Origin of the sequence: Streptomyces sporangiiformans (assembly GCF_005768555.2) — a bacterium.
GTDB classification, from domain to species: domain Bacteria; phylum Actinomycetota; class Actinomycetes; order Streptomycetales; family Streptomycetaceae; genus Streptomyces; species Streptomyces sporangiiformans.
Map to the genome: position 1 here is coordinate 1 of NZ_VCHX02000284.1, position 13767 is coordinate 13767.

General features: G+C 74.8%; 2 protein-coding genes. Both read left to right on the forward strand.

What is annotated here, in order from left to right; all coding sequences use genetic code 11:
* On the forward strand, nucleotides 1-8902 hold an 8902-nt coding region (locus FGD71_RS36440; protein WP_119104826.1), incomplete at its 5' end, for a type I polyketide synthase.
* Between the two features lie 102 nt (nucleotides 8903-9004).
* On the forward strand, nucleotides 9005-13767 hold a 4763-nt coding region (locus FGD71_RS36445; protein WP_119104827.1), incomplete at its 3' end, for a type I polyketide synthase.

A 13767-nucleotide genomic window follows, 5' to 3' on the forward strand; every position in this document is an offset into this window, starting at 1 on the left:
CCTCGCCGCGCTCGCGGAGGAGGCCGGGGACGCCGGGCCCGGCGCCGGCGCCGTCACCGGGCGCGCGCTGCGCGGCGCCACCGCCTTCCTCTTCTCCGGTCAGGGCACCCAACGCCTAGGCATGGGACGGGAGTTGTACGAGACGTTCCCCGTCTTCGCGGAAGCCTTCGACGCCGTCTGCGCGCACGTCGAAGGCCTGCGGGACGTCGTCTTCGGCGACGACGCGGACGCGCTGGACCGCACCGAGTTCACCCAGCCCGCCCTGTTCGCCCACGAAGTCGCCCTGTACCGCCTGCTGGAGTCCTGGGGCGTCAAGCCCAAGTACGTCATGGGGCACTCACTCGGCGAGCTGGTCGCCGCCCACGTCGCCGGCGTCTGGTCGCTGGCGGACGCCTGCCGGCTGGTCGCGGCCCGTGGCCGGCTGATGCAGGCCCTGCCGCCGGGCGGCGCCATGATCTCGGTGGAGGCATCGGAGGACGAGGTCGCCTCCCTGGCCGCGGCCTACGACAGCGCTGCCCATGGTGGCGCTGCCCACGGCGGCGCGACCCGTGCGGTCTCCGTCGCCGCCGTCAACGGTCCCCGCGCCACCGTCCTCTCGGGCGACGAGGCCGCCGTCGAACAGATCGCACGGCACCTGGCCGACCAGGGCCGGCGCACCAAGCGGCTGCGGACCGGCCACGCCTTCCACTCCGCCCGCATGGACGCCGTACTCGACGAGTTCCGCGCGGTCGCCGAACAAGTCGCCTACCGCCGGCCCCGGATCACCGTCGTCTCGAACGTCACCGGACAGGCCGCCACGCCGGACGAACTCGGCTCGCCCGACTACTGGGTACGGCACCTGCGGCAGTCCGTCCGCTTCGCCGACGGCATCGCCTGGCTCGCCGGCCACGGCGTCAGCCGCTTCCTGGAGGTCGGCCCGGACAGCACCCTGACCGCCCTGGCCCAGGCCTGTCTGCCCGACGACACCACCGAACGGGTCTGCCTCGCCACCGCGCGCAAGGACCGGCCCGAGGCCCGCACCCTGCTCACCGCCGTGGCGGGCGCCTTCGCGCACGGTGCCCCCGTGGACTGGGAGACCGTCCTGGGCACGCGGGGCACCGACACCCCGGGCGGGCGCACCGGCCGTCGCGTCGAGCTGCCGACGTACGCGTTCCAGCGCGACCGCTACTGGCTCCGCATGGCCGACCAGCCCCTCGGCGACGTCGCCGCCGCGGGACTCGGCAGTGCCGGGCACCCGCTGCTGAGCGCCGTCGTGCGGGTCGCGGACAACGACCAGGTCCTGCTCACCGGCCGCCTGTCCGTGAAGTCCCACGCCTGGCTCGTCGACCACACCGTGTCGGACGCCGTCCTGCTGCCCGGCACCGCGTTCGCCGAACTCGCCCTGCGCGCCGGCGACGAGGTCGGCTGCGACCTGCTGGAGGAGCTGACCCTCGAAGCCCCGCTCGTCCTCCCGGAGAAGGGGGCCGTCCAGCTCCAACTGGCCATCGGCGCGCCCGACGCCTCCGGCCGCCGCCCGCTCGCCGTGTACGCGCGGCCGGAGAGTGGGGCGGACGAGGGCGCCGAGTGGACGCGGCACGCCTCCGCCACCCTCGCCACCGACCACACCACCCGGCCGTCCTTCGAACTGGCCGCCTGGCCACCGGACGGCGCCGAGCCCGTCACCCTCGACGGTTTCTACGCCGCGCTCGCTGAAACCGGCTATCAGTACGGCCCGGTCTTCCAGGGCCTCACGAGCGTATGGCGGCACGACGGCCACTGGTACGCCGAGGTCGCCCTGCCCGAGGACCAGCACAAGGAGGCGGCTCGCTTCGGCCTTCATCCCGCGCTGCTGGACGCGGCCCTGCACGCGCAGCTCGCGGCTCCGGCGGGGGAGCGCACGGGCAACGGCGTCAGCCTGCCCTTCGCCTGGAGCGGGGTCCGGCTGTACGCGGTCGGCGCCACCGCCCTGCGGGTGCGGATCACCCCCGCGGGAGCGAACGGCGTCGGACTGTGGATCGCCGACTCGACGGGACAGCCCGTCGCCGCGGTCGACACCCTGGTCTCCCGCACGGTCTCGACCGACGGCCTGCGCACCGCCGCGGATCCCGCCGACGGCCTGCTCTACGGCGTCCGTTGGACGCCCGCGGGCTCGACGCCGGCCGCGCCCGCCACGTCGGTGGCAGACGCGCCGGCCCTCGACGGTCTGTACGTCCTCGGCGACGAAGCCGTCGGACCCGACCAGGGCTGGACGCCCGCCGCCTCGCCGGCCGCCTCGCTCGCCGACCTGCCCGACGCTCCCCGCATGGTCGTACTGCCCTGTACGCCCGCCGAGGACGCCGACCCCGGCACCGTCGCCGCGCACGTCCTGCGCACTGTGCGGGACTGGCTCGCCGACGACCGTTTCGCCGACGCCCGGCTCGTCGTCGTCACCCGCGGCGCCGTCGCCACCCGTACCGGCGAGGACGTACCGGGCCTGGCCGCCTCGGCCGTGTGGGGCCTGATCAGGTCCGCCCAGTCCGAGAACCCCGGCCGGCTCCTCCTGCTCGACGTCGACGACGCCCCGGGGACCGCACTCGGGACCGCACTCAGGACTGCGCTGCCCGCCGCCGTCGCCCTGGCCGAGGCGGCCGGCGAGCCCCAACTCGCCCTGCGGAACGGCGAAGTGCTCGTCCCGCGCCTGGCCCGTACCGGCGGGGCCAGCGAAGCCCCTGCCGGCGGCACCGGCGAAGCGGACTGGGACCCCGACGGCACCGTCCTCATCACGGGCGGCACCGGCGCCCTCGGCGCCCTCGTCGCCCGCCACCTCGTCACCCGGCACGGCGTCCGCAGTCTCGTCCTGGCCTCTCGCCGGGGCCCCGACGCCCCCGGTGCGGCGGAGCTGCACGCCGAACTGGCCGCCCTGGGCGCCGAGGTGACCGTCGAGGCCTGCGACGCCGCCGACCGCGACGCCCTCGCCGCGCTCCTCGCCCGTGTCCCTGCCGGCCGCCCGCTGCGCGCAGTCGTCCACACCGCGGGCGTTCTGGACGACGGAGTCCTCGACTCGCTCACCGACGAGCGGCTGGAGCGGGTGTTGCGCCCCAAGGCGCTCGCCGCGCTCAACCTGCACGAGGCGACGAAGGACCTGGACCTGTCCGCGTTCGTGCTCTTCTCCTCCGCCGCCGGCCTCCTCGGTGGTGCCGGGCAGGCCAACTACGCGGCCGCCAACACCTTCCTCGACGCGCTGGCCCACCACCGTCGCGCCCAGGGCCTGCCCGCCGTCTCCCTCGCCTGGACCCTGTGGGCCGGATCAGACGGCGTAACCGACGGCGTGACCGACGGCGTGATCGGCGGTATGTCCGGCCGCCTGCGCGACGGCGACCTGAACCGTATCTCCGCCACCGGCCTGCCCCCGCTCACCGCCGAGCAGGGCCTCGCCCTGTTCGACGCCGCCCTCGCAGCAGGTGAACCCGAAGCAGGCGAACTCGACGCAGGCGAAGGCGACGCAGGCGAAGGCGAAGCACTGCTCGCTCCGCTCCGCCTCGACCTCGCCGCTCTGCGCGGCGCCGCCGCCGCGGGCCGTCTGCCGGTGCTGTTGCGCGGCCTCGTCCGGGCCCCCGCCCGGCGCACCGTCGAGGCGGCCACCGGTGACGCCTCCGGTCTCGCCCGGCGACTGGCCGGGCTCGACGCGGGTGAGCAGGAACGCGTGCTGCTCGACATCGTCCGCAAGCACGCCGCCACCGCCCTCGGCCATGGCGCTCCCGGGGCCGTCGGCATCGAACAGTCCTTCCAGGACCTCGGCTTCGACTCGCTCACCTCCGTCGAGCTGCGCAACCGGCTCGGTGCCGAGACCGGCCTGAGGCTGCCCGCCACCCTCGTCTTCGACCACCCGAGGCCCACCGCGCTCGCCCGCCACCTGCGCGACGAGATCGCCGGAACCGGCGTGGACACCGCCGACGGCGCGCTTGCCGCGGCCGACGACGACCCCGTCGTGATCGTCGGCATGGCCTGCCAGTACCCCGGCGGGGTCGCCTCCCCCGAGGACCTGTGGCGGTTCGTCAGCGAGGGCGGCGACGCCATCTCCGCGTTCCCCACCGACCGCGGCTGGGACCTGGACCGGCTGGCCGGCCTCCAGGCCGGATTCCTGTACGGCGCCACCCACTTCGACGCCGCGCTGTTCGGCATCTCGCCGCGCGAGGCCCTGGCCATGGACCCCCAGCAGCGGCTGCTGCTGGAGAGCTCCTGGGAGGTCTTCGAACGCGCCGGTATCGACCCGCTCTCCCGGCGCGGCACCCGCACCGGAGTGTTCGTCGGCGCCATGGGCTCCGGCTACGCCTCCGGACTCGCCGACATCCCCGAGGGCATGGAGGGCTACATCGGCCTCGGGGTGTCCGGCAGCGTCATCTCCGGCCGTGTCGCCTACACCTTCGGCCTCGAAGGCCCGGCCATGACCATCGACACCGCCTGCTCCTCCGCGCTCGTCGCCCTCCATCTGGCCGCGCACGCCCTGCGGCAGGGTGAGTGCTCCATGGCGCTCGCCGGCGGTGTCACCGTGATGGCGACCCCGGGCACCTACACCGAGTTCACCGCGCAGAACGGGCTCGCCGCGGACGGCCGCTGCAAAGCCTTCGCCGCCTCGGCCGACGGCACCAGCTTCTCCGAGGGCGTCGGCGTCCTGCTCCTGGAGCGGCTCTCGGACGCCGAGCGCAACGGCCACCCGGTCCTGGCCGTGGTGCGCGGCTCCGCCACCAACCAGGACGGCGCGAGCAACGGACTCACCGCCCCCAGCGGCACCTCCCAGCGGCACGTCATCCGCCAGGCGCTCGGCTCCGCGGGCCTGACCGCCGCCGACGTGGACGCCGTGGAGGCCCACGGCACCGGCACCACGCTCGGCGACCCCATCGAGGCGCAGGCCCTGCTCGCCACGTACGGTCAGGACCGGCCCGAAGGCCGGCCGCTGTGGCTGGGCTCGGCCAAGTCCAACTTCGGGCACACACAGGCGGCGGCGGGCGCCGCGGGCGTCATCAAGATGGTCATGGCCATGCGCCACGGCGAACTGCCCCGCACCCTGCACATCGACGAACCGTCCCCGCACATCGACTGGTCCGACGGGACCATCGAACTGCTCACCGAACCCCGCGCCTGGCCGGCCGACGTCGGCCGACCGCGCCGCGCGGGCGTGTCGTCCTTCGGCATCAGCGGCAGCAACGCCCACGTCGTCCTGGAGGAAGCACCCGCCGTACGGCGCCCCGAGGAGCCGCGCGAACCGGCCGCCGGACCCCACGCGTTCACCGTCTCCGGACACACCCCGGACGCCCTGCGCGACCAGGCCGCCCGGCTGCGCGCCCACGTCCTCGCGCACCCCGACGCCGACCCGCGCGACCTCGGCCACTCCCTGACCGTCACCCGCCACGCCCTGGACCACCGGGCGGTCGTCGTGGCCGAGGACCACGAGGAGCTGCTCGCCGGGCTCGCGGCCGTCGCCGCGGGCGAGAACGCACCGTACGTCGCGCAGGGCGCCGCGGACACGGGCGGCCGGACCGCCTTCCTCTTCCCCGGCCAGGGCGCCCAGCGCCCCGGCATGGGCCGCGGGCTCTACGACACCCACCCCGCCTACGCCCGGGCCTTCGACGAGGTCTGCGCCGAACTCGACCGGCACCTTGACCACCTCGGCGGCCCTCCGCTGCGCACCGTCGTCTTCGCCCCCGAGGGCTCCGCGGAGGCGGCCCTGCTCGACCGCACCGCCTACACCCAGGCAGCCCTGTTCGCCGTCGGCACCGCGATGCACGCCCTCGTACGGTCCTGGGGCGCCCGTCCGGACGTCCTCATGGGCCACTCCATCGGCGAACTCACCGCCGCCCACGCCGCGGGCGTGCTGCCCCTCCCGGACGCGTGCCGGCTGGTGGCCGCCCGCGGCCGGCTGATGCAGGCGCTGCCGGAAGGCGGTGCCATGATCGCCGTGGAAGCCACCGAGGACGAGGTACGGCCCCACTTCGACGGCCACGACGGCCACGACGGCCACGACGGCCTCGGCGCGCGGGCCGGGATCGCCGCGCTCAACGGCCCGGCCTCGGTGGTGCTGTCCGGCGACGAGGACGAAGTCGACCGGATCGCCGCGGAGTTCGCCGCACGAGGCCGCAAGACCCGGCGACTGCGGGTCAGCCACGCGTTCCACTCCAGCCGGATGGACGCCATGCTCGCCGAGTTCGAACAGGTCGCGACGGGCGTGGACTTCGCACCGCCCGCGGTGCCCGTCGTCTCCAACCTGACCGGGCACACCGCCACCGAGGACGAGTTGTGCTCGGCGGCCTACTGGGTCCGGCACGTCCGGGAAGCCGTCCGCTTCTGCGACGGCGTACGCACCCTGGAGGACCAAGGCGTCACCACTTACCTTGAGTTGGGCCCCGACGCCACCCTCACCACGATGGTCCTCGACAGCGTGCGCGAGACGTCCGCCGTCCTCGCCGTACCGCTGCTGCGCCGGGACCTGCCCGAGCCGCGCACCGCGCTGCTCGCCGCGGGCCACCTGCACGCCCGGGGCCACGGTCTCGACCCGGCCCGGCTCCACGGCGACGACGCGCGCCGTACGGAGCTGCCGTCGTACGCCTTCCAGCGCGAGCGGTACTGGCTGGAGCCCACGGCCGCGCCCGCCGCCCCGGCCGAGGACACACAGTTCTGGGACCTCGTCGAACAGGCCGAACAGGCTGAACACCACGCCGAAGAGGCCGATCAGGCTGGACAGGACGCGGTCGGTGAACTGGCCGCCCGGCTCGGCCTCGACGAGAACGCCTCGCTCCGCGAGGTGATGCCCGCGCTGGCGTCCTGGCGCCGCGGCCTGCGGGAGCGGTCCGAGGCCGACGCCTGGGAGCACCGCGTCGTATGGACACCGGCCGCCGACCAGACCGCCGCGTCCTTGTCCGGAACCTGGCTGCTGCCGGTGCCCGCCCACTTGGCCGACGGTGCGTGGACCGCGTCCGTCGCCGACGCGCTCGCCGCCCACGGCGCCCGCACCGTCCTCGTCCCCGTGGAATGCGCCGAGACCGACCGCAAGCAACTCGGCGAACAGCTCACCGGAATCCTCGACGATGACGACCAGGACAGGCCCGTCAGCGGAGTGCTTTCGCTGCTGGCCGCCGACGAACGGCCGCTGCCCGGCCACCCGTCCACCCCGCGCGGTCTGGCCGCCACCGCCGCCCTCGTCCAGGCGCTCGCCGACGGGGCGCTCGGCACCTCCGCCGCACCGCTGTGGTGCCTGACCGCGGGCGCCGTCGGCGTCCACGAGCAGGAGGCCCCCGCCTCGCCCGAACAGGCAGCCGTCTGGGGGCTGGGACGCACCGTCGCTCTGGAGCACCCGCGGCTGTGGGGCGGCCTTCTGGACCTGCCGACCGGCACCGGCACCGATACCGCCACCGGCACCGGCACCGGCACCGATACCGGAACAGGCACCGGCACCGAGGTGTCCGAAGACGTCGCCCGGCGCGTGTGCGCGGTGCTCGGCGGCCGGGGCGGCGAGGACCAGGTGGCGGTCCGCGGATCCGGGACCTTCCTGCGCCGGCTCGTGCGCGCCGCGCACTCCGGCGCCGCCGGCCGGGCTCCCTCCTGGAGCGGCACCGTTCTGCTGACCGGCGGCACCGGCGCACTTGGCGTACGGACCGCTGCCTGGCTCGCAGAACAGGGCGCGGACCGGCTGCTCGTGGTCAGCCGCAGCGGCGGCAGCACCGAGAGCCGCGCCGAACTCGAAGCCGCCGTCGCCGGTTTCGACGTCGAACTGGTCGTCGCCGCCTGCGACGTGGCCGACCGCGAGGCACTGGCCCGGCTGCTGGCCGAGCACCCCGTGGACGCGGTGGTGCACACCGCCGGTGTCCTCGACGACCGCCTGCTCGACACGCTCACACCGGAGAGCCTGGAGACCGTGCTGCGGCCGAAGCTGACCGCCGCGCACAACCTCCACGAACTCACCCGCGCACGCGAACTCTCCGCCTTCGTGCTGTTCTCCTCCGTCTCGGGCACCCTCGGCTCCATCGGCCAGGCTAACTACGCCGCCGCCAACGCCTTCCTGGACGCCCTCGCCCAGCAGCGGCTCGCCGCGGGACTGCCCGCGACCTCCCTCGCCTGGGGGCCGTGGGCCGGTGGCGGCATGGCCGTCGAGAACGCCGACACCGAACAGCGCATGCGCCGCAGCGGCCTCAACCCGCTGGACCCCGGCCGGGCACCCGAGGCCATCGGACGGGCCGTCGCCCGCCGCGAGGCGGCCCTCGCCGTCGTCGACGTGGACTGGGCGCGGTTCGCCCCCGGCTTCACCTCGGTCCGTCGCAGCCCGCTGCTGTCGGACATCCCCGAGGTACGGGACTTGGCGGCGGCGCACCCGGCGGCGGTGGAGGAGGAGAACGCCGGGGAAGCGCTGCGGGCCCGGCTGGCCGGACTCACCGCCGACGAGCGGGAACGGACCCTCGTCACGCTGGTGCGCACCCAGGTCGCCGGGGTCCTCGGACACGCCTCGACCGACAGCATCGGCGCCACCAGGGCCTTCAACGCCCTCGGCTTCGACTCCCTGATGGCGGTCGAACTGCGTAACCGGCTCGGCGCCGTCACCGGGCTCCAGCTCCCCGCCACACTGCTCTTCGACCAGCCCGACGCGACGGCCCTCGCCCGGTATCTGCGCGGCAGGCTCACCGACGGCGCGGACGGCACGGACGGTGGCGGCGTGCTCGCCGAACTCGACCGGCTGGAGGCGTCTTTGGCGACGCTGGACGCCGACGACACCCGCCGCGACCGCATCGGCGTACGGCTACGGGCCCTGCTGGCCCGGTGGAACGGCGCAGACGGCACCGCCGGCGCCCCGGCGGCCGACGGCGCCACGGCAACGGACGACATCACCGACCGCATCAACTCCGCCGCGGCGGACGAGATCTTCGACTTCATCGAGAACGATCTTGGAATCTCCTGAGCACGCAGCACAGCGCACCACGCACCACGCACACACCACGCGCACAACGCACTGCACCGCACTGCACAGGAGTGCACGGGACCGGGGAACGGATGAACACGCATGAGCGATGAGGAGAAGCTCCTCGGCTACCTGAGGAAGGTCACCGCCGATCTGCACCAGACGCGGCAGCGGCTGCGCGAGGCGGAGGAGCGGAACCAGGAGCTGGAGCCCGTGGCGATCGTCGCCATGGGGTGCCGCTTTCCCGGCGGGGTCGCCGACCCCGAGGGCCTGTGGCGCCTGCTGAGTTCCGGCACCGACGCCATGACTGAATGGCCCCACGACCGGGGCTGGGACACCGACGCGCTGTACGACCCCGAACCCGGTACACCCGGCAAGAGCTACACGCGCACCGGCGGATTCCTCGACCGGGTCGCCGACTTCGACGCCGGCTTCTTCGGTATCTCCCCCAGGGACGCCGTCGGCATGGACCCGCAGCAGCGGCTGCTGCTGGAGATCTGCTGGGAGGCGCTGGAGCGCGCCGGCATCGACCCGCTCGCCCTGCGCGGCAGCCGGACAGGCGTGTTCGCCGGCACCAACCTGCAGGACTATCCGACCCTGCTCGCCCTGTCGGCCAACGCGGGGGACGACGGCGTCGGCAACTCGCCCAGCGTGCTGTCCGGACGTGTCTCGTACACCCTCGGCCTGGAGGGCCCGGCCGTCTCCGTGGATACGGCCTGCTCCTCCAGCCTGGTGACCCTGCACCTGGCCGCCCAGGCGCTGCGCTCCGGCGAGTGCGACCTCGCCCTCGCCGGCGGCGTCACGGTGATGTCGACACCGACCGTGTTCCTGGAGTTCAGCCGTCAGCGCGGGCTGTCCGCCGAGGGCCGCTGCAGGGCCTTCGCGGACGCCGCGAACGGCACCGCCTGGGGCGAGGGCGCGGGCGTCCTCGTCGTCGAACGGCTCTCCGACGCGCGCCGCAACGGTCACCCCGTGCTTGCCGTGGTCCGCGGCTCCGCCGTCAACCAGGACGGCGCCTCCAACGGACTCACGGCGCCCAGCGGCCCCTCTCAGCAGCGCGTCATCTGGCAGGCGCTGACCGCGGCCGGCCTCTCCCCGGCGGACGTGGACGCCGTCGAGGCGCACGGCACCGGTACCACGCTGGGCGACCCCATCGAGGCGCAGGCGCTGCTCGCGACCTACGGCCAGGACCGGCCGGGGGACCGGCCGCTGCGGCTGGGCTCGGTGAAGTCCAACATCGGCCACACCCAGGCCGCCGCGGGCGTCGCCGGCGTCATCAAGATGGTCCTGGCCCTGCGTGAGGGGACACTTCCGGCGACCCTGCACGTGGACAAACCCTCCACACACGTCGACTGGACCAGCGGCCGTGTCGAACTGCTCGCCGAGGCCCGCCCATGGCCCGGGACCGACCGGCCCCGGCGCGCGGGCGTGTCGTCCTTCGGGGTCAGCGGCACCAACGCGCATGTGATCATCGAACAGGCCGCATCGGGGAACGCCGAAGACGACGGCGACCCCGGAGACGACGGCCACGCCGGAGACACCAGGGACGCCGTAGACGCCGGACACGGCGAGCCGAAGGCGCCCGCCTCCACTGGCCGCCCCCTGCCCTTCGCCGTCTCGGGACGCACCGAAGCCGCGCTGCGCGCCCAGGCCGCGCGGCTGCGCGAGCACGTGAACTCCGGCCCCGGGCGCACCCGGCGCCCCCTCGATCTCGCCTGGTCGCTCGCGACGACCCGCCCCGCCCTCGAACACCGTGCCGTCGTCGTCGCACGCGACCACGGCGAACTGCTGCGCGGCCTCACCTCACTGAGCGAGGGCACCCCGGCGCCCGGGGTGGTGCGCGGCGCCGCCGACACCGAGGGCGGCCCCGTCTTCCTCTTCCCCGGCCAGGGCCCGCAATGGGAGGAGATGGCCACCGAACTCCTCGACGGGGACGAGCGGTTCCGCGCCCACTTCACCGAAGTGGCCCTGGCGGTGGAGGCGTTCACCGACTGGAAGGTCCTCGACGTGCTCCGGCGCGCCGAGGGCGCCCCGCCGCTGGACCGCGTCGACATCGTCCAGCCCACCCTGTTCACGGTGTGCGTGGCCCTGGCCCGGCTGTGGCAGTCGTGCGGGGTACGGCCCGCCGCCGTCGTCGGCCAGAGCCAGGGCGAGATCGCGGCGGCCCACGTCGCCGGCGCGCTGTCCCTCCAGGACGCTGCCCGTGTCGTCGTCGCCCGCTCCCGCGCGCTGACCGCCCTGGCCGGACGGGGCGGCCTGCTCTCCGTACCGCTGCCGCTCGACGAGGTGAAGGAGTACCTCGCCCGCTGGGACGGACAGCTCTCGGTGGGCGGCCTCAACGGCCCCCGGACCGTGGTCGTGTCGGGGGAGGAGGCCCCGCTCACCGGGCTCCTCGCCGAACTCACCGCCGCAGGGGTACGTGCCCGCCGCGTCCCCATCGACTACGCCTCGCACTCGGTCCAGATCGAGGAGATCCGCGACGCGCTGCTGACCGGATTCGGGGACATCACCCCCCGGGCCGCCGACGTGCCGTTCTACTCCACGGTCACCGGCGGCAGGATCGAGGACACCACAGAACTCGACGCCGGCTACTGGTACCGCAACATCCGCGAGACCGTCCTCCTCGAAGACACGGTCAAGGCACTCGCCGCCGCGGACCACGGCGTGTTCGTCGAGGTCGGCCCGCACCCCGTGGCGACCACCACCGTCGCGGACATCCTGGACGCCGTCGGCGCCCCGCACACCGCTGTCCTCGGTACCCTCCGCCGGAACGAAGGCGGGCCCGCGCGGTTCCTGCTGTCCCTCGCCGAACTGGCCGTACGTGGCGGCCGCGTCGACTGGACCGGCGCACTCGGCGGACCCGGCGAACGGGTCGACCTGCCGGTCTACGCCTTCCAACGCCGCCGCTACTGGCCCGAGTTCGCACCCCCGGCCGCCCCCCACCGAGACACCGCCGACGCCCCGTTCTGGGAAGCCGTCGAGAGCGGTGACCTCACGACCCTGGCCGCCGCCCTCGAACTCGACGAGACCGCGGTCTCCTCACTCGCACCCGCACTGGCCCGTTATCGCGGTCGTGCCGCCGGGGCCGCCACCGCCGACTCCTGGCGCTACCGCATCACCTGGCACCCTCTCGGCGAACCCCCGGCCGCCACCCTGACCGGCACGTGGCCGGTCGTCGTCCCGCGGGGCCACGAGCAGAGCCAGGAGGCCACGGCCCTCATCACGGCCCTGGAACGCGCGGGTGCGGACCCCGTACCGGTCGTGGTGGACTGCGCCGACGACCGCGCCGCCCTCGCCGCCGTCCTTGAGGCCACCCTCGCCGCCTCCGACGGCCAAGCGGCGGGCCTGCTGTCCCTGTTGGCCCTCGACGAGGAGCCGCTGGCCCACCACCCGGAGCTGCCGCGCGGCTTCGCCGCCACCGTCGCTCTCGTCCAGGCGCTCGACGACCTCGCCGCCGCCGTGCCGGTGTGGTTCGCCACCCGCGGGGCCGTGGCCACCCGCCCGCAGGAAGGCGCCGCCGCCCCCCACCAGTCCGTCATCCAGTCCCTCGTCTGGGGCTTCGGCCGCGTCGTCGCCCTCGAACAAGCCGACCGCTGGGGCGGCTTGGTGGACCTGCCCGCCGTCCTCGATGACACCGCTGCCGGCCGGCTCGTCGGCGTCCTCGCCGGCCACGACCACGAGGACCAGGTGGCGATCCGCCCCGGCGGAGTCCTGGGCCGCCGCCTCGTCCGCGCCGCCACCGGCGCCCTGCCCGGCCGCCGCACCTGGCAGCCGGAGGGAACCGCGCTGATCACCGGTGGCACCGGCGCGCTCGGACGCCACGTCGCCCGCCGGCTGGCTCGCTCCGGCGCTCGTCACCTGCTGCTGGTCAGCCGCTCCGGCCCGGACGCCCCCGGCGCAACCGAGTTCGCCGCCGAACTCGCCGAACTCGGCGCCCACGCCGATGTCGTGGCCTGCGACATCGCCGACGCAGACGACCTCGCCCGGCTCCTTGCCGCCATACCGGCCGAGCGCCCCCTCACCTCCGTCTTCCACACCGCCGCCGTGCTCGACGACGGCGTCATCGGCGCCCTCACCCCCCAGCGCCTCGCCGACGTCCTGCGCGTCAAGGTGGGCGGCGCCCTCAACCTCGACGCCGCCACGGCCGGCCTCGACCTGTCCGCCTTCGTCCTGTTCTCCTCGACCTCCGGCACCTTCGGCAGCGCCGGACACGGCAACTACGCGCCCGGCAACGCCTTCCTGGACGCCCTGGCCGAGGACCGGCGCGCCCGCGGCCTGCCCGCCACCGCCATCGCCTGGAGCGGCTGGGCGGACGGCGGCATGGCCGACGGAGCCATCGGCGCACGCCTCGAACGGCAGGGCGTACGGCTCATGGACCCGGATACCGCCGTCGCCGCGCTCCAGCAGGCCCTCGACCACGACGACGCCACTCTCGTGATCACCGACACGGACTGGGAGCTGTTCGGCGCCGAACTCGCCAGGGAACGGCCGCGCCGCCTCTACGCGGCCCTCCCCGACCTCGAGCGGATCCTCAACCACGCCCGCCGCACCGAACCGGAGCGCGCAGGCGACACAGACCTCGCCGACCGGATCGCGGCCCTCGGCGAGACCGACCGGCGCCAGGCCCTGCTCGACCTCGTCCGGGCCCACATCGCCCATGTGCTCAACCACCCGAGCCCCGACGACGTCGAACCCGCCCGTGCCTTCCGCGAGTTGGGCTTCGACTCCCTCACCTCGGTCGAACTGCGCAACTCCCTCTCCGGGGCCACCGGCATGCGACTGCCGTCCACCCTCGTCTACGACCACCCCACCCCCGCCGCCCTCGCCGAGCACTTGAGCACCGCGCTCGCCCCGGTCGGCGCCCC